We start from the raw sequence: 25,811 nt of genomic DNA, 5'->3' as shown, positions 1-25,811 counted from the left end.
TTAGTCAGCAGCTTCATCGGATCAACGGAGTTGATTCTACACTTAGCTTCCTAAAATCAATAGCATTAATCATAGAACTTTGCGTTCCAAAAAATATAAAGAATTAATATAAATCAAATCTCCTACGGATCTTAGAGTAGGCAGATGTTTTTAGGCATTTGCCGGAAACAAAAGAATAACCCGGGTTCCTACATTTACTTTAGAATCTATTTTCATCTCAATATGATGGTGGTCAAAAATACTTTTAGATAATGATAAACCAATGCCGCTGCCTTTAATATTATCCACATTTTTACCTCTGTAGAAGGTTTCGGTGATTTTAACGAGATCATCCTGCGGAATTCCTCTTCCTTCATCTTTTACTTCAATAACCAGATGATTATTCTCCTCTGATAAAATAATGACAACAGGAGCATGCTGAGAATATTTAACCGCATTTTCCACGATATTATACAAAGCCAGGTACAGCAGGGTTTCATTTCCCGGAATTTCCAACAGAGCAGGCTGGGTAACCTGAAGCTGTATGGTAATGGATGACTGCTTTTCTTTGGCTTTAGACTCCAGTTTTGCATAAATTTTCCAGACAAGCTCATCCATTCTCACCTGTTGATGGGAAGCTTCAAGTTTAGCCATTCCGGACATCAGTAAAAGATTATTGAGGATATTTTCAATCTCATAGACATTATCCAGAGATTCTTTAGCAACTTTTCTGTATTCTTCAGGGCTTCTGTCCTTTTGGGCGAACACTTCAAGGTTTCCGGAAATAGCAGCCAAAGGAGTTTTAAATTCATGGGAAACATAATTGATGAAGTTCTGCTGCAGGAGCATGCTTTCTGAAATCCGGCTTAATAATTTGTTATACGATTTAATCAGCTCTTCTATTTCATCATTGGTATTCGTAGAAGTAATGGCTGCTGAAATATTATTATAATCCACATTACTGATGCGTTCCACAACATTGGAAACCGGTTTATAAACAATTTTTGAAAGATACCTGCTCAGAAAATAAATAGCCAGCAGTCCCAGCACAAGTACGGAAAGCATAATTACAGAAAGCCTGATCATCTGAGACCGGAATGAATCGTCTGAAGATTTCACAAAAACAACAAAATTTCCCTGATTATCCGGATAAAAGATTCCCGAATAAAAGCTGTTGTCAGCCATAAACTGCACGCCTTTATTATTTCTGGCAGTCTGTAAATGCCGGGATTTGATATTCTGATCATTCAGATTATGCCCGAAGGTAACTTCGTTATTATCATTATAAACCGCTACTCTGTTATTCTGAATAAGATGATTATATTCTTTTTTGATCTGTGCGTGTCTGTCTTTCGGCAGCTCATCCTTTTCAAGGTAATAAATAGCAGAAATAAGTGCTGTATTCCTAAGCTTTTCAAAATAAAAGATCTTCGTACTGTCGTAATAGGCAAAAAATATCACCACAAATGTGACAATAGAAACGATGCCGAAAGAAAGGCTTGAAATAAGGGTAAACCGGTTTCTGAGGGTCATTTTCAGTCTTTAATTAAATATCCTGTTCCTTTTACGGTGTGGATAATTTTCTGATCGGTCTCATCAATTTTATTGCGGACATAAGAAATATAAACATCCACTATATTCGTTGCATTATCGAAATCAATTCCCCACACATTATGGAGAATCTGCGTTCTGCTCAGCACTTTGTTTTTATTTTCCATCAGGAATGTAAAGAGCTTATATTCTGTAGGAGACAGTTCAATTTCCTTATCATTCTGGGTTACTTTATGCAGATCTGTATCAATAACAACACTGCCGCATGACAAAAGCTGGTTTTCCTTCTGATAACTCAGTTTATTTCTTCTGGTTAATGCTTTAATTCTTGAAATAAGCTCATCAAAATGAAAAGGTTTGGATAAGTAATCATCAGCACCCAGATCCAGCATTTTAATTTTATCATCCGGACTGTTCAATGCGCTTAACACGAGAATCGGAGTATAATTTCCCTTAAACCGAATCATCTGGGTAAGCTGTATCCCATCCAGCCCGGGAAGCATAATATCCATCAGTATAATGTCAAAATCATAAGTAGTAAGAACTTCTCTTGCTTTTTCCCCGGAATCTGCAAGGGTGATATGGTATCCCGCTTCCGAAAGTCCTTTTATAAGAAAATTACTAATTCTCTGATCATCTTCTACCAATAAAATATTCATGTGTTTCTGAAATTTCCCATAAATATAACCATTCTGGCTTTAGAACAAAAATCAGAAATAAAACCAAACCCATTTTAAAGCTCTGTGCATTCATCTCCAACATCCGCCCTTTTTTCATAATTTTGAAAAATGGAGATGACCTATTTAATTATCGGATGTATTACCGGCGGCCTGCTGGGTGCCTTGATTTTATATTTTGTTTTGAAATCATCATCGGTTTCCAGAACTTCCTATGACGAGCTAAATAATTTATATATTAAAAGCACTGCTGATTTTACTAATGCTCTTCAGAAGATCAAGGAACTGAACGAAGAAAATGCTAAAGAAAAAGAACAGCATCTGCTCAACCAGGATCTGCTGAATGACCTTAAAAATGAATTTGCCAGACTCTCCGCAGAACATACTTCACTAAATACCCAATTTCTGGAACTAAAACAGCTTAACATCAGGCAAACATCTCATATAGAAACACTGGCCATTGAAAAGCAGGACATTTTTGCTAAAAATGCAGAGCTTACAGCCAAAAATGAAGGCCTTCAGCAATCATTGGAAACCCAAAAGGAAGAGATTATAAAAATTCAGGAAGAATCTAAACTACAGTTTGAAAATCTGGCCAATAAGATTTTAGAAGAAAAGACAGAAAAATTTACAACACTTAATCAAAATAACCTAAAAAACATTCTTGAACCTTTTCAGGAAAAAATAGCGGATTTAAAGAACAAAGTTAATGAAGCCTATGAAAAAGAAAATAAAGAACGTTTTTCTCTGGCTGAAAAAGTAAAAGAGCTTGCAGAACTTAACCAGCAGATCTCTGATGATGCCAAAAAATTAACCCGTGCTTTGAAAGGTGAAAGCAAAACCCAAGGGAATTGGGGTGAAATGATTCTGGAAAGTATTCTTGAAAAATCAGGGTTGGTGAAAGGAAGGGAATATTTTCTGGAACATGAGCTGCGCGATGAAGACAATAATGCTCTCTTTTCTGAGTTTTCCGGAAAAAAAATGCGTCCTGATGCTGTTGTAAAATATCCCGACGAAAGAAATGTAATCATTGACTCCAAAGTATCTCTGACCGCTTTCACAGATCTTGTTGACGAGAGTGATCCGGATGTGTACAACATCAAACTGAGCCAGCACCTCGCTTCCATTAAAAACCATATTACGCAGCTGAGCCAGAAAGCTTATGATGATTACGGAAAGTCTCTGGACTTTGTTATGATGTTCATCCCAAGTGAACCTGCTTATATTGCAGCCATGCAGGCCGATCAAAATCTTTGGAACTATGCTTATGAAAAAAGGATCTTATTGCTAAATCCAAGCAATCTGATTACTTCTCTGAAACTTATTGCAGATCTCTGGAAACGTGAATATCAGAACAAAAACTCATTGGAAATTGCTGAACGAGGGGCCAAACTTTATGATAAGTTTGTAGGTTTTGTGGAAAACCTCGAAAAGGTGGGGAGAAACCTCGATCAGGCCAAAAATGTCTATAATGATGCTTACAAGCAGCTTCACACCGGCAATGACAATCTGATCATCCAGACCCAGAAATTGAAATCATTGGGGATTAAAAATAAAAAAGACCTTCCGCCAAGCCTTATTGATAACGGTAATATTGTAGAAACAGATAACCCACAATTATAAAAACCATAATTGAGCCTGAAAGATTCTTTTTATAAAGCTAGCCTGCATCAATCATAAATTTTGCATAATTTTGCGGAATGTTGATAGAAAGCTTTCAGAACGATAAAATAAAAAATGTCACTAAACTCTTAGCTGACAACCGTTTCCGTAAAAAATCAAAAGTTTTTGTTGTAGAAGGAAAGCAGGAAAATGAAAGGGCATTAACCTACAGTTTTGAACCTGTAGAGTTTTTCATCTGTGAAAATATCTTTAAAGGAAAACTTCCTGATGCGAAAATTCATTACGTCAGTGAAAAAGTATATGAAAAAATAGCTTACAGAGGAACTTCTGAGGGAATCATAGGAATTTATATGGCGAAAGAAACCCTTTTATCTTCATTTAGTCCGAAAGAAAATGCTACGATTATTATCGTGGAAGGTGTAGAGAAACCGGGAAACCTAGGGGCTATTTTAAGAAGCTGTGAAGCTTTCGGTATTGATGCATTGATTGTAGCAGACGGAAAAACCGATTTTTACAACCCAAATGTCATCAGATCCAGCGTAGGCTGTCTTTTCGGAATGGAAGTTTACCAGGCTGAAAATGAGGAAACTCTTGAATTTCTTAAGAAAAACAGCTTCAATATCTACACTACTCTTATGGATGAAACCGCTGAAGATCTTTATAAAAGAGATTTCACGCAACGTTCTGCTGTATTATTTGGCACTGAACATTCCGGATTAAGTGATTTCTGGATCGGAAAAGGAAAAAACACCCTGATTCCAATGGCAGGAAGCATCGATTCTTTGAACCTGAGCAATGCCGTAGCCATAACGTGTTATGAATCTTTAAGACAGAAGAAAGGATAAATTTCAGAAAGGAAGGAAGATGGATGGTGGAAGAAGTTGTATCAGCCTGAGGAATAAAAACTGGCTGCTTCTTTTAAGAATTTCCCCATAACAATACATCAGGCGTAAAACTTAAAAGAAATTATTTTTTAGCCACACTGTTAAACAAAGATAAATAACAACAAAGCATAAAAAAACCGTCTCACTGGGTGAAACGGTTCTTTTATTATTTAAGCTTAAGCTAAAATTATTTCTTAGCAGCTTCTTTTGTAGCATCTTTAGCAGCATCAGCAGCTCCTTTAGCATCAGCAGCAGCTCCTTTAGCAGCATCAGCAGCTCCTTTAGCGTCAGCTTTAGCAGCATCAGCACCAGCAGCAGTTGTAGCAGCAGCAGCATCTTTAGTAGCTTCAACACCAGCAGTAGCAGCTGAATCGATTACTTTAGCAGCTGAATCAGTTACGTTAGCAGCTGAATCAGTAGTAGCAGCTGCAGAAGAATCAGTTGTTCCTTCAGTAGCAGTAGCTTCAGTTTTTTTACAAGCAACTAGAGAGATTGCAGCGATAGCAGCTACGAATAATGACTTTTTCATAATAAATTAAATTTAATTTTGTTAATATTGTTTTATAAAATTTTCTTCTGTTCTGTTATTTGAACAAGACAAAGGTATAGCAGATAGAAAAGTTGTTTATGAAAAATAATTGTAATACCTTTGTAAAATAGTTTTACAAAAAAACATAACTGATAATCAACAAATTAATTATTAAACAAAAAATTGACAGATTTAGATCTATTGCATTTTGAACAGCTTAAAAAGGACGTTCAGGCACAATATTTAAAAGAATACACTCCTTCCCATGATGATATTTCAAAATGGAAGGGGATTGACATTATCTATTTCCAGGAAGACCTGCGCAAAAAAGCGAAAGGCAACATCAGTGAGAAGTCATTTTACACTTATTTCAAAAACTCACCTGTAACCAAATTACCGAGAATTGATATGCTCAATTTACTGAGTATTTATGCGGGATATGATTCATGGTACGAGTTCAAAAAACAGCATCTTTTTGCCGGTGAATTGCTTCAGGAAAATGAAGAAACTGAGGAAGAAGAAATCAATGAACTGGAAAAAACAGTTACAAATGCTCCGGAACTTCCAAAAACTGAAATTCAGCCTCAAAAAACAGAAAGCAAACCTCAGGAAAACACTGATTTACAAAAACACAATACTGAAAATCAACCAGTTAATCAAAAAGTATCAACAACTGAAAATACTGAAACAACACAAGCATTACCAAAGAAAAATTTCTTTAAAAAACATGTTTGGGCTATTATCTCTTCAGTTTTAATTACGATTACAGGACTTCTTGGTTTTAAAGATGAAATTTTTTCCAAAACCTATAAATATTGTTTTGTAGATAAGGACAGGGGAACTTCTGCGATCAATACTCTTAATATTATGGTGATGAAAGACAATGAATCTCCCATCCTGTATAAAATAAAACCTAATGAGTGCTTTTATTATTCCACAAAGGATAAAAACCTGAAAATGGTAATCACCTCTCCCCTGTATGAGCCACTTACTGTAACCAGAAGCCTGGAAAATGCTCCGGAAGAAGAGCGTATAGAGCTGAAACCGGATGATTATAAAATGGCGGCTTATTATTTCTCGGTAAAAGATGCCAAAGGAAACCCGGAACTGCTTAAACAGAAAAGAAGCCAGCTGGAAAACCTGATCAGCAATACCGCGGTCATTTATCAGATTTATGATAATAATATTTACGGGATTGAAAGACTTGACAAACAAAAGTATATCACGTTGGTAACCACTCCTACTACTTCTTTAAAAAACCTGAATCTTATAGAAATGATTAAGGATAAAAAAGGAAAAATAATATCTATCAAATTTAAAATTGCATCCACAGATGAAAAAAATAAATAACTTTTTACTTCTAGCAGTACTTATTATTGCATTGGCTGCCTGCAATAACAAAAAAACAGAATCAGTCAGCGATCTTGATAAATTAAGAAACAGCAACAATACTAAAAGCTACCCTGCTGTACAGATAGACAGTATGCAGATCATCAACTCCATTACTCAGCAAAAAGTACAGGAACTTCTTGACCTCTCCACTCTTTATCTGACCGGAAACAGAAATACGGAAATAGACACCGCCATTTACTCCCAGATGGAAAGCTATTTTCACAAGCCGGATTCTTTGACATTTAAAAAACTGTTCAGAGAATTAGATAGTCTGAAAGTAAAATCGATAAAAGTAAATAACCTGAATGTTTATAAAGAGTTTTATAAAAAAGACACCTTAGATTATGCCAGATTCAATGTGGAATATTTCGATGACAAAAAGAAATCATTAGGAACTTTTGAAAAAAATGCCCAGTATATTCTGTTATTAACTCCGTCTAAAATGCAGAAAGAGTTTAAATTCTATTTCCTGGATTTCTACTCTGCCCCGCTGAAGAAAGACAGTACTTCTTCAGGCGTCACCAAATAGTCTAAAGGGATATCATTTTCCCAGATATCATCCACATATTCGTCGGGGTTAAAGTAATTGACCCCGATTTTTTTTGCATTGTGCGAAATATTTTGAAAAAGGCTGTCATAAAATCCCTTTCCGTACCCAATTCTGTTTCCATTAGGATCACAATACAGTAAAGGCGTAACCACAAAATCAAAATTAGTTTCTCCCGAATCTTCATTAGAAACAGGCTCTGAAACTCCCCAGTTATTGGTTTCAAAGGCTGAATCTTCAAAAATCTCAATAGCAATAAGTTTATCTTCAACAATTTTAGGCACATAAACCCTGATATTTTGTTCAAAAAAATAAGTAATGAAGATTTGTGTATTAATCTCATTAAACTTCTCAATAGGAATGAAAATATGTATTTTCTGACCGTCCTTCGGATTGAAATAATCTAAAAATCTGCTGAATATATTTTCTGATAACACGAAAGCCTCATCGGAAGACAAGGCTTTTCTTTTTTGCATGTATTTTTTTCTTAGTTCAGATTTTTGCATAATGACATCAAATAATCATTCATTAATCACGGACCAATATCTTATTACCGTCTATATCTTTGAACCAAAGAAATAATTCCGGACATAATGAGGGTCTTTAGGATAAAATCTTATATAATTTATCAGACAGACGAACTCTGAACGGAAGTTCAAAAGTGATCTGATCTCCTGGTTTCGCAGTCTTACAAGGTCCTCCCTGCACATACATTTCTGTAATGACAACTTCCTGTTCACCAGTCGTTGGTCCTGAAATCAATACTTTATCCCCTACTGAAAGTTCACTGTTTTCAAGTAAAAACTGGGCGATTTTTGATTTTGAATAATAGTGTTCTGCCTTGCCGATTAAAGTTTTTTTAACAGCAATTTTCTGGCGGATATTCTTTGTTTCAGCTTTTGCCAGAGGTTTTGTTGGTAAGTCTCCAGAATTTTTAAACTTCAAAGCATCTGATTTCCCTTTTCTGAACACTTTATTCCCAACCTGCAGTCCTTTTCTTAATTTCAGCTGCTCTTCTAAAGGCAGATGTATGGTTTCTAAACATTCTGTAGAACAGCAGTTTTCCATGGCTGCTTTACATTCATCACATTGGATAAATAATAAATGGCAGGCATCATTGGCACAATTGGTATGATTATCACAAGGCTTACCACATTGGTGGCACTGTGAAATAATATCGTCTGTAATCCTTTCTCCTAACCGGTGGTCAAATACAAAATTCTTTCCGATGAATTTACTTTTTATACCTTCTTCTTTAATCTGGCGGGTATACTCGATAATTCCGCCTTCCAGCTGATATACATTTTTAAAGCCCTGATGTTTGAAGTAGGCACTGGCTTTTTCACAACGGATCCCGCCTGTACAGTACATCAATAGGTTTTTATCTTCTTTATAATCCTGTAACTGATCATTGATGATTGGTAAGCTTTCTCTGAAGTTTTCAACATCGGGAGTAATAGCGCCTTCAAAATGACCTACCTCGCTTTCGTAATGATTTCTGAAATCTACTACAATCGTATTAGGATCTTCAAGCAGATCATTGAACTCCTTTGCTTTTAAGTGAATTCCTTTATTGGTAACATCAAAAGTATCGTCATTCAAACCGTCTGCAACAATTTTGTTCCGAACTTTTATCGTTAATTTTAAAAAAGAGTAATTGTCCTGATCAACGGCTACATTCAGACGAATTCCTTTCATAAAATCATAAAATTCCAGCGTATTGCGAAAAGCCTCAAACTGATCCGCGGGAACACTCATCTGAGCATTAATTCCTTCGTGAGCAACATAAATACGGCCGAGTGCATCAAGGGCATTCCAGGCTATAAATAATTCGTCGCGAAATTTTTTTGGGTCTTCAATTTTGGCATACGCATAGAAAGACAAAGTAAGACGGTCTTTACCGGCTTCATCAATAAGTTGAGCTCTTTCTTCTGCGCTTAAGGTGTTATACAGTTGCATGCTATAAACGTTTTAAGTGAGAAAAATATTTTTGCAAAGATAATCATTTTCCGGTAAAGTAATGATGGAGGAACAAGCAGCCTTTTACAGAGGATCATTTTGTCATTATATTTTTACATCGTACCTTGTACAGGACATATCGTCCACTTTATCTTTAATAAATTTTTAAGTTTTGTTAATTGGAGCGGCTGCAATTATGACATAATATATAAAATCACACAATAGCCGTTAAATTTTAGTTAAAATTGAAACACTTAGCATTAATTGCATACTTATTTAGCATTAAATTTGCTTACAATAAAACAGAAATTAATACATAAAAAAAGAAAGATATACAATGAAGAGTACTTTAAAAAAACTATTACCATTTGCAGTAGTGGGAGTTGTCTCTGGAGCTACTACCGTTGGGACAATACAATATTTTGGACAGCATAATAACAACGGCGACCAGTCCTTTTTCACAACAGCAGCACCTACTGCATCATTTGTAGGAATGAATACGGGAGCTGTGGGTGATGATTTTGTAAAAGCAGCCAAGACTACGGTTCCGGCTGTGGTAACGATCAAAAATTATCAGAGCAGAACGAGCAGCAGAGCTTCTGAGCAGGACCTGTTTGATTTCTTCTTCGGAGATCCTTTTGGAGGTGGAGGTAGAGGCCAGCAGAAACAAAGGCAGCAGCAGGCTCCGGACAATATGCCTTCAGGAATGGGTTCAGGGGTGATTATTTCTCCCGACGGATACATCATTTCGAACAATCACGTTGTAGCAGGTGCCAATAAACTGGAAGTTGTATTAAGCAACAAAAAATCATACATCGCCACACTTGTAGGGACAGACCCTAATACAGATATTTCTTTACTAAAAATTGAAGAAAAAGGACTTCCTTATCTTAATTTTGCCAATTCAGACAATATTGAGGTAGGACAATGGGTACTTGCTGTAGGAAACCCGCTTGGGCTTAACTCTACCGTGACTGCAGGGATTGTTTCAGCAAAAGGAAGAGGAATCGGAATTCTGGGAAGCCAGGGGAAAGCAGCCAATCCTATTGAAAGCTTTATTCAAACTGATGCCGCAATCAACCCGGGTAACTCAGGAGGAGCTTTGGTAAATGTAGCTGGAGACCTTATCGGGATCAACTCTGCCATTCAGTCTACAACAGGGTATTATCAGGGATATGGATTTGCAGTTCCAGCTAATCTGGCAAGAAAGATTGTTGAGGACATCAAGAAATTCGGAATTGTACAGAGAGGATTCTTAGGCGTTTCATCATTAGACCTATCGAATGATCAGCAAGTTGCAGCTTATAACAAGCAAAATAAAACCACTCTGAAGGTAGGATCCGGAATATATGTTTTAGGATTTGGGGAGAATAGCGGAGCAGAAGATGCCGGTCTGAAAAAAGGAGATATCATTACTAAAATAGACACTTATGCCATCACAGATTTTGCCGATCTTTCAATGTCAATCGGAAGCAAGCGTCCTGGTGATAAAGTTGTGGTAACTTATTCAAGAAATGGTAAAGAAGCTACGACCAGTGTTACTCTAAGAGATCAGAAAGGAGGAACTTCCACCAGAACAAAAGCAGACCTTAGCGTAACTGAAAAGATTGGTGCTGAGTTTGATCCGCTTACCGAAAGATTTAAAACAGAATACGGACTGAACAGCGGTGTAGTTGCCAAAGCTGTAGCAGAAGGCGGTGAAATGGCCAAAATAGGTATCGTAGATAATTATATCATCATAGAGATCAACGGAAAACCGGTCAATTCACAAAAGGATATAGAAAAAATCCTGGATAAGTATCAGGGGAATGTACAGGTGAAATTTGTAGACGACTATGGAAGAATCTATACCAAAGGATTCAAAATGCCTTAATCAATACAGACAATAGTCTTTTCATATTAATAAAAAAAACGCTGCAGTTGATGCAGCGTTTTTTTATTTGTTTTTGTTCATTTTCTCAGCGATTCTTTTCTTTTTATTCCGCTCATAAATTACTTCTACAATTTTTCCCCCTACCCATGAGAACGGGAAAAACGTAAGGAAAATAGAGATCTTATAAAAGGTAGGATGATAAGGAAATATGATAACATCCAGCATAGCGATGAAAAGCATAATAAAGCCGATAAGGATGGCATATGCTACCTTAGCATACTTCACAATGAGTGCTGTAGCCACACCTCCAATGGTAGTTCCCAATCCTGAAATAAAAAGCAGGAACCCAAAGAAGGCATTATCATCCTTCATACTGTAAAGAAAATGCTGCCAGTGCTCAAACGGAGCAAAAGCATCGAAAGTGATCCATTGCGGAAACGCTCTTATACCAAGAGTAATAATAAGCCCAGCTATACCAAGGCCTACGAGCACCGCAATTGTATTTCTTATAAAATTCATTAATCCTGATGTGCAATCATAGAAATTTCAATATCAACGTTCTTAGGCAGACATGATACCTGTACCGTTTCACGTGCAGGGTAGCTGTCTGCATCCAGATATGATGCATAAATATCATTCATTACAGCAAAATCATCCATACTTTTTAAGAAGATAGTAGCCTTTACAACGTTTTTAAAAGTCATTCCGGCTTCCGTAAGGATCGCTTCAAGATTTTTCATTACCTGATGCGTTTCTTTTTCAATTCCTTCCACCAATTTACCAGTTGCAGGATCTACAGGAATCTGTCCGGAGATATACAATACTCCGTTGGCCATATTAGCTTGTGAATAAGGTCCGATAGCTGCAGGCGCGTTCACTGTGTTGATTATTTGTTTCATTTAGAATTTATTTTTATTAGAATTTTATCTGGATGCAAATATAAAATTTATATTTTCAAATGCCAATCCGATCTTAGAAAGGGGCATTAGGCTGCGTGAAGCTTCTGTCTTTGTACTTCAGTGCATCGCTTAAGATATTGGCTTTGATTCCGATAAAGAAATCATATACTTTATACTGTCCGAAAGGAACCCAGTTGAAATTAATTGTAAAACTTCGCTGGTCTCTTGAAAATCCAATCCTTGTATAGGCCAGTTCTTTGGATACAAGATCGTAGTGTGTACTTCCGTTGATATTCCAGTAAGGAGTAAGCTTGATACTTCCGTCAAGTCCTATGGAAGCGATTTTATTTCCTAATCTTGAAGTCCCTTTTGAATAAGCATAATTGGCGTTAACATTCAAAGTCCACGCCTGATCAAAATGAGCGTAATTATCATCATCAAAATAATAATTCTCATTTCTTACTTCTCCTTTTGAGGCATACTTTTTAGCATAATCTGTCTTTTCGCCGAACAGCTCGCTGCTTAGAGGATACGACATCTGAACATTGAAGCCCTGTACACTGAAATGTCCAAAATCTTCTGTTCTGACCCCAACATTTTCTCCCGGAGCAAAAGCAATTCTATACGGCTCTAAAGCAAGACTTGTATTAACGCTAAGTTTGTTGTTAAAGAAAGAAGACTGTCCGCTGAATGTAAATACAGACCATGGGTGTGTTTTCGCTGCAAAGTTATAGCTTCCGGAGAAATTCAAAGATTCAAAGATCTTAACCTTTTTTACTCCCGTAGAATCTTTTTTAGACCTTACTTTCATCTCGACGTTGTTCCCGATACTCAATCCCAGAGCTCCCTGCATTCCGCTTGGAGGCGTTCCTACAATTCCTTTTTCGAAGATGGAATATGGGGTAAGAGCTCCCTGCGCATTGTAAAAGTTTTTATAATATCCAAAGTTCGGACTTCCGAAATCCGGAGAGTAAGTAAACCCGATACTTGGTGTCATCATATGTCTTATCGCCTGTATAGCAGATCCTTTTTTAAACTTCATTCCACCATACAATGTTGTCTGAAGACTGGCTGTTGTAGAGAAAGTGGAATACCCTGCAACATTCTTCTGTATTTCGTCTACTTCAACATTTTTTACAGGGTCATAATATTTGTTCAGGGTTTTTGTCGTTAATGCGTTATCAATATTCGCACTTAAACTGAATGTAAAATATTTTGCCAGGGTTGTATTGGTTCCTAACGCAATATTATTTTTAAGTCCTGTCTGCATTTTATCCCACATCGCTTTAGTGAAAAGCTCATTTTCCTGAGTGTTGACAAAATTAGTCAGGTTAAAGCCTGTATTTACGGTAATATTTTCAAGAAGTCCCTGTCTTACTCCTGTTTTAGATTTAAATAAGTAAAACTGGTTAATAGCCACGTTCATCTGAGGAAGACGAAGGTCTGACAGTCCCGTTGCAAAATTCTGGGCATAAGAAGCTGTTCCCGTAATGGTCATAGGCAGTTTCAGGAATCTCTTGGTAAGGGTTACCGTTGAGTTCTGCTGTGTATTCAGCACGTTCTGGTTGAAAATATAGTTATTGTTCAGCGGATTATTATAAAACTTGGTACTTACAATATCCACAGAAGCACTGAATGTAAGGAATGGATTGGCTTTTGTATCCTGTGAATGATTCCAGGTAATTCTATAGGTACTGTTTTTGGTATAATCATCCAGTCCCTTAATTCCTCTGATCATTGTTCCAACATCTGCCGTAAAACTTCCGGAATACCGGTATTTTTTCAGATAATTCATTTGTGGACGTATATTCCAGCTTCCTTTGGTATAGATATCTGCGAGTACTTTAAGGTCAAAATGTTCCCCAATCGGCTGGTAGTATCCAAGTCCGTTAAGAAAGAATCCTACATCTTCCCTTTCCCCAAAACTCGGAATCAGGATTCCGGCAGCTCTTTTTGCTGAAAACGGAAGAACGGCAAACGGCAGGATTAAAGGTGTTGGAACCTTTTCTATATACATCTGGATAGGACCGGTAACGATCTGAGATTTTTCTTTGGATTTGATCAGCTTAATATTGGAAGCCCTCATAAAATAATCCGATACCGTATCTTTTTTCTTGATATAATAATCATCGGTTGTATAATCTGCATTCCTCATGGCGAACACAGAATCGTTATACTTTTTAGTCTTCTGTGCGGTAATTACCCCTTCGCTTTCTTCAGTTCTGGCATTGTAGGCAATAGCCTGTCTGGTTTTAGTATTATAACTGAATTCGTTGGTCTCATATTTTTTTCCGCCCTGCATGGTTATTACAGGTTCGATGATTTTCCCTAATGAATCCAGTTTTCCGCGGGCATAGATCACATTTTTATTATCATCAATAGAAATATAATCTGCATCAATCTGCATATCCTGGTATTTCACCTGGGCTTTTCTGTTCAGAAATGTCATTTTTTTAGGAACATCTCTTCTCTGGTCATCGGCTTTTGTACGAAGAACATCTTCTAAAGCTTCTTTCTTTACAACTATGGTATCCTTTTTGGAAATAGTATCATTAACCGCATTTTTAGGCAACTTTTCAGACGTTTTCTGTGCTAAAAAATTGTTAAAAATTAGGATAATTAAAATTTGTAATATATTTTTGAGGACGGTTTTGGCCAATTTTATTCTATATAATTAAGGCTCAAAATTAATATAATTTTTAAAACTGTAAGATGCACAAACAAAATTTTAAAATAATTTTATCATTTCTCCTTATCCTTACCAGCACTTTTATTTTTTCGCAAAAGAAATTTATCATCGTTTTAGATGCCGGACACGGGGGAGGTGATCATGGAGCTACCAGGAATTATTCTGATATAGGATTGGTAATGGAGAAGGATGTTACTTTAGGCATTGTTCTTAAACTGGGAGCCATGCTTGAAAAAAACAGAGATTTCAAAGTAATATATACCCGTAAGATTGATGAATACCCATCATTAACGGACAGAACCAATATTGCCAACAGAAACAAAGCTGATTTATTTATCTCTGTGCATGTTAATTCTTCACCAAGCAAATCGGCTACAGCAAAAGGAACGGAAACCTTTGTTCAGGGGCCTGCACAAAATAAAGAAAACTTGGAAGTAGCGAAGCAGGAAAACAATGTAATCTACCTTGATGAAAGGGATAAGGAAACCTTTGCCTCTTATGATGCCTCTTCTCCGGAATCGTTAATTGCTCTTAAAATTCAGCAAAGTAAATATCTGGAAAACAGTTTGACTATTGGAAGCTTTATTGAAACCAATTTCGCGGCAAGCGGACGTTTTTCAAGGGGGGTAAAGCAGGAAAATCTTCACATCTTAAGAAGAAGTGCCATGCCGTCTGTATTAATCGAGACAGGATTTGTTAACAATTATGATGATGCCCAATATCTGAATTCTGACAAAGGAAAAGACGAAGTTGCAGAAAACATCTACAATGCGGTTATTAATTATAAAAAAGCTCTCGATAGAAAATCAGGAGGACCTGTTGTTACCAAAAAACCAGAACCTGAAAGACCCGCAGAGTCTCCATTGAAAAATGACTTCAGAATATTACTGATGAGCTCTCCAACTAAATACAACGACGGAGATCCGGCTTTAAAGGGACTGAACTATATTCTTCCTCTTAAAGAAAACGGACAATATAAATACTATTACGGAGTAACCAATATGGCTTCTGTAAAAGACATCAACCTCAGAACAGCCAAAGATGCAGGCTTCCGAAATGCTTTTGCAGTAGGATTTATGCCGAACCAGAAACTTCTTACAGGCTATTATACAATAGAAGTCTATACCGGCGAAAAACTGAACGGAAATTCATTTATCCTTCAGACACTTAAAGATGTCGAAAGGAATAAAGATAACGGTATATTCTACTATACTTACGGAAAAGTATACACTCTGGAAGATGCTGTAAAACTTCAGAAAGACCTTGATGCAAAAGGAATAAAGAATACGGTGATACAAAAGGTGTATAAGTAATATAATCTCTTTTTCAAATGAAAATATAACAAAGCGGCTATAAAGTATGGCCGCTTTGCTATTGACCCCCATTCTTTAATGTAAAGATTAAAATTATGTAACCTCAGAGGGATAAGAATTGTTGAATTTATAGAACTCGGAAGCTGGAAGAGGGAAGTTTTGAAACTCATCAATAATAGATTGCCATCTTTTTTAGCTAATTTGATTTCAGGTTATTTAAAGTTATTTTCTCCGGATTAAAGATCTTTTAATTCAAAATTCTTTATAAATTTATACTTTAACATGGCGCCAGTCTTTTGCGGGCTTTTTACCGCTCTAAGAAAAGGCTGGTTCCCTTGTAAAAAAGCATTTAACATAACAATATCAACATCAGTTATTTATAAATTATCACTCATAAAATATACAATGAACATTAAAAATAATTTTGAAGTTAAAAACTTAATCATTACTTTTGCAACCTCAAAATTTGGCCTATTCGTCTAGTGGTTAGGACTCAAGATTTTCATTCTTGCAACAGGGGTTCGATTCCCCTATAGGCTACCAAATTTGATATCATGCCGGATTTAAAAATACAAGAAGCGAAATTGCTTTTTAAGAAAATCCACTCTAACCCAAAAAGTTATGATTTACAAATCAATGAAGACGGGATTACAGGCAGGGATGATAAAATAAGTTTCAGACTTTACAGGACCGGAGAAAGGGTTGCTTTTGAAGTAGCAATAGATAACCTTACTTTCACCAATACTACTGGAGAATGGAACAATGCTTTGATTATGTTGGGAAACACAATCAAAAAAATAGAAAAAGAACAGGAAAATTTAAAAATAGAACAAGCAATAGATAAACTCAGAAAGTACCTGTCAGAAGAAAATTAAAAATTTCTGAAAATAAATTTGGTAGTTTGAAAAAAAGTTTATAGTTTTGCACTCACATTTGAACGATATGGCAAATCATAAATCAGCATTAAAGAGAATCAGACAAAACGAAACTAGAAGACTTCGTAACAGATATTATCACAAGACTGCTAGAACAGCATTGAAAGCTTTAAGAAGTGAAGAAAACAAAGCTGTAGCTACAGAGCAACTGCCAAAAGTTATCGCATTATTGGATAAATTAGCTAAGAAAAACATTATCCACAAGAACAAAGCGGCTAACTTGAAAAGCAAATTGACAAAACACGTTAATAAATTAGCGTAATACTATAGTAGGCCCGTTCGTCTATCGGTTAGGACCTCAGATTTTCATTCTGGTAAGAGGGGTTCGATTCCCCTACGGGCTACAAATATTAAGAGTTGATACTTATAAAAACAAAAACTAACACATTACTTCGGTAGTGGAAGATAGAGGGCCCGTTCGTCTATCGGTTAGGACCTCAGATTTTCATTCTGGTAAGAGGGGTTCGATTCCCCTACGGGCTACAAATTAATAAAAAACAGTTTCTGACATCAGAAGCTGTTTTTTTATTTAAAAATACCATTGATTCTGGTTTTTTCAATTGGAATCACCTTTCCTTTTTGAAACAGAATCCCTATCTGATATTAGAACTCTTCGCGTTCCAAGAATACTTAATATAAGGAAAGTTATACTCTTTTATTATTGTAAACATCAATTACCTAGGCATTTCTGTCGGTTGAGAATACTTCTTCTTTTACCCATTTATTTGAACTGATATTTAAGTAAAAGAATTACTATGATAATAATTTTTTTTTTGATATATCTGATGCAATTCTTTCAAAAATTTTTTAAAAGTTTTTTGTAATCAATTTTAATACGACGAGTTCTGTCGCTGCGCAGCAATATCTTTGCTTTAGAAAACAACAGGATAGCGCTCACTGTTATTTACTTTTTTAACCAATTAACCTAACACTATTATTTATTATGGAAAGAATGCCATTCACTCCGGAAGGAGTACAAGCAAAACAAGCAGAAATTAACGAATTACCTTTTGAGGAAAGACTTATGATTTCTGATAATGTAGCGAAAGACCCAGCTTTGTTCATCCGAGAAAACTTCGAACTAACCGACGAACAAAACGAATACCTGTCTTCTCTTGAAATTGCAGATTTAAGAATCACTGGGTTTAGTTTAGCAATTGGACTTTTAGGACAAGTTCCCATTGAAATGCAGGACACCACGCCTCCTTCAGCATTTGCTGCCAGAGGTAAGAAGAAAAAGAAACTTTCAGTCGGTATCACCACGACGACAAATCCTCAAACAGGTGCTACTACCGTAGGTGGTAATATATCTTATACCTGGGAGTGGTAACAATTATTTAAACCCATTCAGAGACTGCCTTTAGGCAGTCTTTTTCAGAATACAAAATACTTTTGATGTGGAAATCAGAGGTTTCATTTGGCATCAAGAGGTGTACAGCGGATAGGTTTTAGGACATTTTTACATTAATATATTTTAATGTGTCAATTCAAATTATTGCAATACGCAATCATATTCACCTTACAGCAAATCTTTCAATAATTTTTTATTTTTTCTTGTAATCAATTTTAATACGACGAGTTCTGTCGCTGCGCAGCAATATCTTTGCTTTAGAAAACAACAGGATAGCGCTCACTGTTATTTACTTTTTTAACCAATTAACCTAACACTATTATTTATTATGGAAAGAATGCCATTCACTCCGGAAGGAGTACAAGCAAAACAAGCAGAAATTAACGAATTACCTTTTGAGGAAAGACTTATGATTTCTGATAATGTAGCGAAAGACCCAGCTTTGTTCATCCGAGAAAACTTCGAACTAACCGACGAACAAAACGAATACCTGTCTTCTCTTGAAATTGCAGATTTAAGAATCACTGGGTTTAGTTTAGCAATTGGACTTTTAGGACAAGTTCCCATTGAAATGCAGGACACCACGCCTCCTTCAGCATTTGCTGCCAGAGGTAAGAAGAAAAAGAAACTTTCAGTCGGTATCACCACGACGACAAATCCTCAAACAGGTGCTACTACTGTAGGTGGTAATATATCTTACACCTGGGAGTGGTAACAATTATTTAAACCCATTCAGAGACTGCCTTTAGGCAGTCTTTTTCAGAATACAAAATACTTTTGATGTGGAAATCAGAGGTTTCATTTGGCATCAAGAGGTGTACAGCGGATAGGTTTTAGGACATTTTTACATTAATATATTTTAATGTGTCAATTCAAATTATTGCAATACGCAATCATATTCACCTTACAGCAAATCTTTCAATAATTTTTTATTTTTTCTTGTAATCAATTTTAATACGACGAGTTCTGTCGCTGCGCAGCAATATCTTTGCTTTAGAAAACAACAGGATAGCGCTCACTGTTATTTACTTTTTTAACCAATTAACCTAACACTATTATTTATTATGGAAAGAATGCCATTCACTCCGGAAGGAGTACAAGCAAAACAAGCAGAAATTAACGAATTACCTTTTGAGGAAAGACTTATGATTTCTGATAATGTAGCGAAAGACCCAGCTTTGTTCATCCGAGAAAACTTCGAACTAACCGACGAACAAAACGAATACCTGTCTTCTCTTGAAATTGCAGATTTAAGAATCACTGGGTTTAGTTTAGCAATTGGACTTTTAGGACAAGTTCCCATTGAAATGCAGGACACCACGCCTCCTTCAGCATTTGCTGCCAGAGGTAAGAAGAAAAAGAAACTTTCAGTCGGTATCACCACGACGACAAATCCTCAAACAGGTGCTACTACCGTAGGTGGTAATATATCTTATACCTGGGAGTGGTAACAATTATTTAAACCCATTCAGAGACTGCCTTTAGGCAGTCTTTTTCAGAATACAAAATACTTTTGATGTGGAAATCAGAGGTTTCATTTGGCATCAAGAGGTGTACAGCGGATAGGTTTTAGGACATTTTTACATTAATATATTTTAATGTGTCAATTCAAATTATTGCAATACGCAATCATATTCACCTTACAGCAAATCTTTCAATAATTTTTTATTTTTTCTTGTAATCAATTTTAATACGACGAGTTCTGTCGCTGCGCAGCAATATCTTTGCTTTAGAAAACAACAGGATAGCGCTCACTGTTATTTACTTTTTTAACCAATTAACCTAACACTATTATTTATTATGGAAAGAATGCCATTCACTCCGGAAGGAGTACAAGCAAAACAAGCAGAAATTAACGAATTACCTTTTGAGGAAAGACTTATGATTTCTGATAATGTAGCGAAAGACCCAGCTTTATTCATCCGAGAAAACTTCGAACTAACCGACGAACAAAACGAATACCTGTCTTCTCTTGAAATTGCAGATTTAAGAATCACTGGGTTTAGTTTAGCAATTGGACTTTTAGGACAAGTTCCTATTGAAATGCAGGACACCACGCCTCCTTCAGCATTTGCTGCCAGAGGTAAGAAGAAAAAGAAACTTTCAGTCGGTATCACCACGACGACAAATCCTCAAACAGGTGCTACTACTGTAGGTGGTAATATATCTTATACCTGGGAGTGGTAACAATTATTTAAACCCATTCAGAGACTGCCTTTAGGCAGTCTTTTTTTAATGTATTATATTTGTTATATGTAATAACCTAAAAATGAAAAAATATCTTTTTATCATCACTTTCCTTTTACCTTTCTTTTTAAAAGCAGCAACAATACCTTTTGAAATGATAGAAGGCAAAATGGTTATTAAAGTAACCATTGAAAACGAGCTTCATAATTTTGTTTTTGACACAGGTGCTTTCACGATTATATCGTCAGAGCTTAGAGACAAGATTGCTTCAAAGAAAACCAAAATTATTTTTGAAGGGATAGACGGAAACAATGTAAAATCAAAGATGGATGTCTTTTCAATAAAAAATATACAGGTCTCTAATTTAAATATCAAAGAGGCAAACTTTTCATTTGCTGATATAGGTTGGATAAGCTCTCGTGCCTGCATGAAAATAAGCGGAATTTTCGGGGCTAATCTGATGAAAGATAAGATATGGCAGCTTGATTTTAAAAATAAGAAAATTGTAACTTTTGATAAAGCGGATAACAGCATTTATTCAAACACAACAGCATTTCCATTTATTACGGAAAGTTTTACAGAGGTTCCGAAAGTTAATCTTACAATAAGAAACCAGAACATAGAATATGTATTTGATTCCGGCTCCGGCATGGGACTTACGCTAAACCAGCAGACATACAATTTAGTAAAAGATGATAACTTTTTAATTTTTGAAGGATTTTTGGCACAATCTATTAACAGTGTAAGTAAAGGTGAGCGACAAGTGGATCTAATGGAAGTTGAAATGAATAATACCTCATTTGGCAATCAAATAATAGACAGCAGTACCAGTGCAAGAAATCTTATAGGCACTCGATTTATGCAGAATTATTTGATAACCCTTGATTTTATCAATAAAAAAATGACGCTAATTCCAAACGGAAACAAACCGGAATATAAGACTTTTGGGATTGCATTGGCTCCTATGAAAGATGATTTAATCATTGTCAATAAACTTCAAATACCTCAATTAGCTGAACTAAATTTATCAGACAAAATTATTAAAGTAAATGGCATTGATATTTCAAAAATAACTCCCGAGATATTCTGTGAGGTAAAAAAGACGCTTGACACTAGCCAGACTATCACAATAGAAAATGCAGAACACAAAAAAATAACTTTAGAAAAGAAAAATGTTCTGCAATATTTAAATTAAATAATAGTTCGAGTTTAGAACCAAGGGTAAAAAAGGGCTTTATATAAAGTCTTTTTTTTGCTTCTATACATTCGTATCGTGTATTTTACCCTAAAGTTATCGCTATTTAATTTGTAAACTTAATTTACAATATTTAAATTTGATTAAAACGACACCCACTTTTCAAAAAACTAATTCATGAAAAAAATACTTATTGGCGCGTCCCTGTTTGTAAGCATTACTTTTTTCGCACAAAGCTTTGAAACTACAGCTCATCCCAAGGTTTCAGAAATTCAAAAAAACTTCAGGTATAAGAAATATCCGAAACCTGCGCTTGAAGAGTTTTCAAAACTAGCGGGAGCAGAGCCTAATGAAGCCATCATCATGACAGAGTGCATTCCGGGCGAAATCATCAGTTGGCGGAATGACCGGGGAAGCTTTTCTACTTCCCAACATTTCAGGATAGAAAAAACTAAGCTAAGAGAAATACTCACCATTCCAGAATCAAATGATTTTTTAGCTAATCTTGAAAAATATGCACCAACCAATCATACATTTGAATTTAATGCTGTGAGTGGAAGGACTTATGATCCGGAATTTATCAAAAAACAAAAAAATGGAAAATATTTACTGACCGTAAATCTTGTAGCTATAAAAAAAGGATCTGTAAACGGCAACGATCTTTATGAGCTGGAATATGAAACCTCTGATTTCAAAACCTTTAAACCGCTGCGTATTAAAAACACCGAAGAGCAAAACAGCAAGTGGCAAACCATAAATTGATCCCCTTTCAGTATAAAATTCATAAAAAACCACTCAAAAAATCACGAACTAAACAAATCAATTAAATCCGGTAGTTGTAAAAAACTATCGGATTTTTTTATGATCTACAAATTAAAAACAACACTAAAATAATTCATTTTCAATTACTTAAATAAAAATAAAATTAAACAATTATATTATGCTAATATTAAATAATCACACAATTATGAAATAATTTACTTAACATAATTATTTTATGATTACATTTGCATCAATTGAATACCAGAAAACTAAATTTTAACATATGAAAGCAAATTTATTTGTAAGCCTGTTTATGAAGAAAGCAGTAGTATTGGCTTCTACTCTGTTCCTGATGAGCACATCTTTTGCTCAAATCACTAAAATCTATGCTAGCAGTCAAACCAATCAGGTTGTTGGGATCTGTTTAGGTTGCGGCGTACTCAATCCTCAAAATGCAGTAGGAAGTAATGAAGATGATTATTCTACTATTCAGGTTTCTGTAGGATTGTTAGCAAGAACTGAACAGGTCTTGATTTTCCCATCTACCAACATTGCTGCTAACACCAACAAACTTGTCATTGGAATCGGATCAGATCAGACCATGCTGGCGGCACAGCTGATCAGCGGAATTTCTATTGAGACATTCAACGGCAATGTATCTAATAATGACTACCAGAATCTTAACAACAATGCTATTAAACTAGGAGGTACAGACCCAAGCAAGGCAGAAATTGAATTGACGATGAATATACCTTTCGATCGTATTAAAATTAACCTTAACGGCGGTCTTCTTAGTGTGAATGGCGCCCTTAGAGTTTACTATGCTTATCAGTATAAAGATCCGTTTATCAATTTTATGGCTCACAGTCAAAACGGACAGATCACACTTGCCGGTGATGCTTCTTTTGAAGGATCAAAGGTTACTCTGACCAATACTTCAGGAAAAGAGGTATTTAACTCTACCATAAAATCCAATACTTTTGAAGCAAGACAACCTGAAGGGATTTACATTATGAATATTGAGACAAAAGACAAAAAGACTTATTCTAAAAAGATCAGAATTACCCCATAATTCTAAGGAATATTGTTATGATAAAACAGAATCGGCGGCCCGTTGGGCCGCCGATTCTTATTGAAATAAAAGTGAATATGGTTTATTTTTTGATCAGTTTCTGCTGATAAACTGCTTTATCTGTAACTGCTTTCAGAATATACATTCCGTTCGGAAGCGTGCTTACATTCACCTGTCCGTTTTGGAATGGAGCATTTACCTGTTTTCCGGAAATATCATAAACTGAAACATTCAGAACTTTATCCGGAGTTTTGATGTTCAGCATATCGGAAACAGGGTTTGGATAAATACTGAACTCCAGTTTCTTCACTTCTGCAGTAGCCAGACTGGATGTTGTGCTGGTTACGGTGAGTGTTTTTTCAACTACTTTTCCGTTAGAATTGAAGCTGATTACGATATTTGAAGTTCCACTTGTAACAGGAGTAAGAACAAGTTCATCATTTCCATTGATCACTGCGGAAACCACAGCTGGATTAGAGTTTGATTTCAATGTCTTCACCACTGAAGCGCTTATATTATCCTCATCGGCAACGGCTGTTTTCAGATCAATAGTTGTCACATTTCCTACTGAAGCCTGGGAAGGGAAGGTAGAACTTATTACCGGAGCACTGTTATCTGGGAACACTGCCACTGCAGGGAACCAGTAATAATCATTAAGAGTCTTTGTATTGATCAGATTTCCGCTGGCATCGAAAGTATGGATCCAGTTTTTCTGATAATGAGCACCAAAGCCACTTTCGGTCGTATTAAGAATTAATTCATCGGTTACCGGGCTCACTCGCAGTCCGGCACCATAAGGAATCTGTTTGAATTGTCCCGTTTGTCCTGGAATAGCGGCAAAATTTTCATTGAACGTTTTAGTCGTTACATCAAACTTTACGATCTGCGTTCCGGAAACAAAGCTATTAACCGAATTAATCCAATACAATACATTCTGCTTTGTACTTGCTGTAAAGCTTCCGGCATTCCAGGCTCCCCATGATCCTAGGTATTTTGTCACAGGAATATTATATACTGTTACTGCAAAAGTACTCTGGTCAATATTCACCAGCTTTTGATCCTGAATCGCCCATACACTTCCATCTTTCGCCTGAACAACTGAGTGATAGGCTCCTGAAATGGTAGAAACTACCGTATCCGTATTAGGGTCAATTACCAGAATTCCTGCAGACTGTTTTACTGCAAAAACATATTTTGAGGTACGAATCATATTTCCGATCTGCCCTGCATACTGACTTCCGCCTCCGGTTCCGGTGATTAAACTTCCTACCTGAAGATTGTCAATATTAAATGTATAAATTCCGTTAGAAGCTCCGATATACCCTTTGTGCTCATTCACACCTAAGAAAGATCTTCCGTCTCCTCCACCTATATCATTGAATCCTGCAATTTTCTGCATGGTCTGTGCATTGGCAACTACCAATCTTCCGCCAGGGGTATATTGAGTATCATTGCCGTCTGCTGCCTGTTTTGAGATAAAATAAAATTTATCTCCGTAAATTGTTCCGTACTGGGTAGTGGCTCCAAAAGCCTGATTATTATTGGTATTACTGTAAACACGGTAGCTGATCTGGCCGTTGTTATGTACAAAATTCACAGAGCCATTGGTATGTCCGAACCAGTCTTCATTCACCATAAAGAATCCGTTAGTAAAATCTGTTGAAGATACATAAGGGGAAACGGGTGTCATGGTAGATGAAATAGGAGCTTCACTAAAAGCAACATTAAAATTCCATACATCCCATGAACCATTCTGTAAGTTACGGGAAGAAGCGCCTAACCCTGAATACCCAAAGTCACTATCTGTAGGATCTTTCACCCAGTACGACCAGTATCCATTGGTGGTCCATCCGGACTGCCAGTGATCATTGGCATCTGCAGCCGCATAACTGTCAAAATCATATGCTGTTGTGTTGATGATTCCACTGGCCGGATAAAGCGGATAGGTTGTATTTCCGTTTTTATAAAGCGCATTAATATTCTGCCCGTTCAGATCAAAACCTAAACCTCCTATTGCCGTTCCAAACTGGGTTCCCTGATAAAGAAGTGAAAAAAAACGGTGATCAGCCTGTGCAATGGTCTTCAGCATATCTTCACCTGTAGCATTTCCGTTCCATCTGAATCCCCAAACCATAGCGTCCGGGTTTTTGCTGTCATTCCACTGTACAACAAAAGCAGCTTCATTAGAACCTGTTCCCACCCAATACTGGATATCCGAAAAGTTAATATTGGGAGTTAATGTGGTATTAAGCTGTTCATTTCTCTGGATATCATTCCGGGGAACGCCCTGCACGGTAACCTGTGCATTCGCCAAAAATGCGAACAGGAACAGCATTGTAAAAAGGTAAAACTTTTTCATTTTAATAAGTATTTAAATTTATTTATATTTCGATC

General features: G+C 36.2%; 24 protein-coding genes and 3 tRNA genes. 18 read left to right on the top strand and 9 right to left on the bottom strand.

What is annotated here, in order from left to right:
* Positions 1-150: 150 nt before the first annotated feature.
* Both FW768_RS17405 and FW768_RS17400 read right to left on the bottom strand, forming a co-directional pair.
* Positions 151-1,512 carry a sensor histidine kinase gene (locus FW768_RS17405; RefSeq protein ID WP_153397591.1) on the bottom strand — a complete coding sequence of 454 codons (1,362 nt, stop codon included), beginning with the start codon at positions 1,510-1,512 and terminating at the stop codon, positions 151-153.
* A gap of 2 nt (positions 1,513-1,514) precedes the next feature.
* Positions 1,515-2,189, bottom strand: a complete 675-nt coding sequence (locus tag FW768_RS17400; RefSeq protein WP_153397589.1) for a response regulator transcription factor — start codon at positions 2,187-2,189, stop codon at positions 1,515-1,517.
* Between the two features lie 135 nt (positions 2,190-2,324).
* On the opposite strand from FW768_RS17400, the gene rmuC reads away from it, so the two are divergent.
* Positions 2,325-3,830: a DNA recombination protein RmuC gene (gene rmuC, locus FW768_RS17395; protein ID WP_153397587.1), complete on the top strand. Its 1,506-nt coding sequence runs from the start codon at positions 2,325-2,327 to the stop codon at positions 3,828-3,830.
* 77 nt (positions 3,831-3,907) lie between these two features.
* Positions 3,908-4,675, top strand: a complete 768-nt coding sequence (locus FW768_RS17390; RefSeq protein WP_153397585.1) for a TrmH family RNA methyltransferase — start codon at positions 3,908-3,910, stop codon at positions 4,673-4,675.
* Positions 4,676-4,901: 226 nt separating this feature from the next.
* Here FW768_RS17390 and FW768_RS17385 read toward each other — a convergent pair whose 3' ends face one another.
* Positions 4,902-5,243, bottom strand: a complete 342-nt coding sequence (locus FW768_RS17385) for a hypothetical protein (RefSeq protein ID WP_153397583.1) — start codon at positions 5,241-5,243, stop codon at positions 4,902-4,904.
* Positions 5,244-5,426: 183 nt separating this feature from the next.
* On the opposite strand from FW768_RS17385, the gene FW768_RS17380 reads away from it, so the two are divergent.
* Together FW768_RS17380 and FW768_RS17375 are read left to right on the top strand one after the other, a co-directional pair.
* On the top strand, positions 5,427-6,593 hold the full coding sequence (locus FW768_RS17380; RefSeq protein ID WP_153397581.1) for a hypothetical protein: 1,167 nt from the start codon (positions 5,427-5,429) through the stop codon (positions 6,591-6,593).
* Positions 6,577-7,164 (top strand): hypothetical protein, encoded by a 588-nt coding sequence (locus tag FW768_RS17375; protein ID WP_153397579.1) that lies wholly within the window; start codon positions 6,577-6,579, stop codon positions 7,162-7,164. The genes FW768_RS17380 and FW768_RS17375 overlap by 17 nt, the downstream gene beginning before the upstream one ends.
* Here the strand turns inward: FW768_RS17375 and FW768_RS17370 are convergent.
* Together FW768_RS17370 and trhO are read right to left on the bottom strand one after the other, a co-directional pair.
* Complete coding sequence (locus FW768_RS17370; protein ID WP_317163075.1) at positions 7,113-7,658, bottom strand: 5-formyltetrahydrofolate cyclo-ligase; 546 nt, start codon at positions 7,656-7,658, stop codon at positions 7,113-7,115. The genes FW768_RS17375 and FW768_RS17370 overlap by 52 nt on opposite strands.
* 127 nt (positions 7,659-7,785) lie before the next feature.
* Entirely contained in the window at positions 7,786-9,141 is a 1,356-nt protein-coding gene (gene trhO, locus FW768_RS17365) for an oxygen-dependent tRNA uridine(34) hydroxylase TrhO (RefSeq protein ID WP_153397575.1), read from the bottom strand.
* Between the two features lie 337 nt (positions 9,142-9,478).
* Here trhO and FW768_RS17360 point away from each other — a divergent pair, with 337 nt between their 5' ends.
* The gene (locus tag FW768_RS17360; RefSeq protein ID WP_153397573.1) at positions 9,479-11,014 is read left to right on the top strand and encodes a trypsin-like peptidase domain-containing protein; all 1,536 of its coding nucleotides are present in this window, start codon (positions 9,479-9,481) and stop codon (positions 11,012-11,014) included.
* Between the two features lie 63 nt (positions 11,015-11,077).
* Here the strand turns inward: FW768_RS17360 and FW768_RS17355 are convergent, their stop codons facing one another.
* The 3 genes from FW768_RS17355 to FW768_RS17345 form a co-directional block, all read right to left on the bottom strand.
* On the bottom strand, positions 11,078-11,533 hold the full coding sequence (locus tag FW768_RS17355) for a hypothetical protein (protein ID WP_153397571.1): 456 nt from the start codon (positions 11,531-11,533) through the stop codon (positions 11,078-11,080).
* A complete protein-coding gene (locus FW768_RS17350; protein ID WP_062700765.1) occupies positions 11,533-11,913 on the bottom strand; it encodes a RidA family protein in 381 nt (126 codons plus the stop codon). Before FW768_RS17350 ends, FW768_RS17355 begins: the two co-directional genes overlap by 1 nt.
* Positions 11,914-11,986: 73 nt before the next feature.
* Positions 11,987-14,572 carry a putative LPS assembly protein LptD gene (locus FW768_RS17345; protein ID WP_153397569.1) on the bottom strand — a complete coding sequence of 862 codons (2,586 nt, stop codon included), beginning with the start codon at positions 14,570-14,572 and terminating at the stop codon, positions 11,987-11,989.
* A 53-nt stretch (positions 14,573-14,625) separates the two neighbouring features.
* Between FW768_RS17345 and FW768_RS17340 the strand changes: the two genes are divergently transcribed.
* The 13 genes from FW768_RS17340 to FW768_RS17280 all read left to right on the top strand — a co-directional run bounded on the left by FW768_RS17340 (position 14,626) and on the right by FW768_RS17280 (position 23,417).
* Complete coding sequence (locus FW768_RS17340; protein WP_153397567.1) at positions 14,626-15,915, top strand: N-acetylmuramoyl-L-alanine amidase family protein; 1,290 nt, start codon at positions 14,626-14,628, stop codon at positions 15,913-15,915.
* Between the two features lie 468 nt (positions 15,916-16,383).
* Positions 16,384-16,458: transfer RNA gene (locus FW768_RS17335), tRNA-Glu, on the top strand.
* Between the two features lie 11 nt (positions 16,459-16,469).
* A complete protein-coding gene (locus FW768_RS17330; RefSeq protein ID WP_153397565.1) occupies positions 16,470-16,790 on the top strand; it encodes a hypothetical protein in 321 nt (106 codons plus the stop codon).
* A gap of 67 nt (positions 16,791-16,857) precedes the next feature.
* Positions 16,858-17,112 (top strand): 30S ribosomal protein S20, encoded by a 255-nt coding sequence (rpsT, locus tag FW768_RS17325; RefSeq protein WP_153397563.1) that lies wholly within the window; start codon positions 16,858-16,860, stop codon positions 17,110-17,112.
* Between the two features lie 10 nt (positions 17,113-17,122).
* A tRNA-Glu gene (locus FW768_RS17320) sits at positions 17,123-17,194 on the top strand.
* Between the two features lie 67 nt (positions 17,195-17,261).
* A tRNA-Glu gene (locus FW768_RS17315) sits at positions 17,262-17,333 on the top strand.
* A 460-nt stretch (positions 17,334-17,793) separates the two neighbouring features.
* Positions 17,794-18,180 (top strand): hypothetical protein, encoded by a 387-nt coding sequence (locus FW768_RS17310; protein WP_153397561.1) that lies wholly within the window; start codon positions 17,794-17,796, stop codon positions 18,178-18,180.
* A gap of 349 nt (positions 18,181-18,529) precedes the next feature.
* Positions 18,530-18,916 carry a hypothetical protein gene (locus FW768_RS17305; protein ID WP_153397561.1) on the top strand — a complete coding sequence of 129 codons (387 nt, stop codon included), beginning with the start codon at positions 18,530-18,532 and terminating at the stop codon, positions 18,914-18,916.
* A 349-nt stretch (positions 18,917-19,265) separates the two neighbouring features.
* Positions 19,266-19,652, top strand: a complete 387-nt coding sequence (locus FW768_RS17300; RefSeq protein WP_153397561.1) for a hypothetical protein — start codon at positions 19,266-19,268, stop codon at positions 19,650-19,652.
* A 349-nt stretch (positions 19,653-20,001) separates the two neighbouring features.
* Positions 20,002-20,388, top strand: a complete 387-nt coding sequence (locus tag FW768_RS17295; protein WP_153397561.1) for a hypothetical protein — start codon at positions 20,002-20,004, stop codon at positions 20,386-20,388.
* Between the two features lie 82 nt (positions 20,389-20,470).
* Positions 20,471-21,583: a retropepsin-like aspartic protease gene (locus FW768_RS17290; protein ID WP_153397559.1), complete on the top strand. Its 1,113-nt coding sequence runs from the start codon at positions 20,471-20,473 to the stop codon at positions 21,581-21,583.
* A 177-nt stretch (positions 21,584-21,760) separates the two neighbouring features.
* On the top strand, positions 21,761-22,345 hold the full coding sequence (locus tag FW768_RS17285) for a hypothetical protein (protein WP_153397557.1): 585 nt from the start codon (positions 21,761-21,763) through the stop codon (positions 22,343-22,345).
* Between the two features lie 283 nt (positions 22,346-22,628).
* Positions 22,629-23,417, top strand: coding sequence for a DUF6383 domain-containing protein (locus FW768_RS17280; protein ID WP_153397555.1), 789 nt, complete (start codon positions 22,629-22,631; stop codon positions 23,415-23,417).
* Between the two features lie 82 nt (positions 23,418-23,499).
* Here FW768_RS17280 and FW768_RS17275 read toward each other — a convergent pair whose 3' ends face one another.
* Positions 23,500-25,776, bottom strand: coding sequence for a T9SS type A sorting domain-containing protein (locus tag FW768_RS17275; RefSeq protein ID WP_153397553.1), 2,277 nt, complete (start codon positions 25,774-25,776; stop codon positions 23,500-23,502).
* Between the last annotated feature and the right edge of the window lie 35 nt (positions 25,777-25,811).

The organism is Chryseobacterium vaccae, assembly GCF_009602705.1.
GTDB classification, from domain to species: Bacteria; Bacteroidota; Bacteroidia; order Flavobacteriales; family Weeksellaceae; genus Chryseobacterium; species Chryseobacterium vaccae.
Note: the sequence above shows the minus strand (reverse complement) of the source record. Positions and strands in the feature narration are given on the sequence as shown.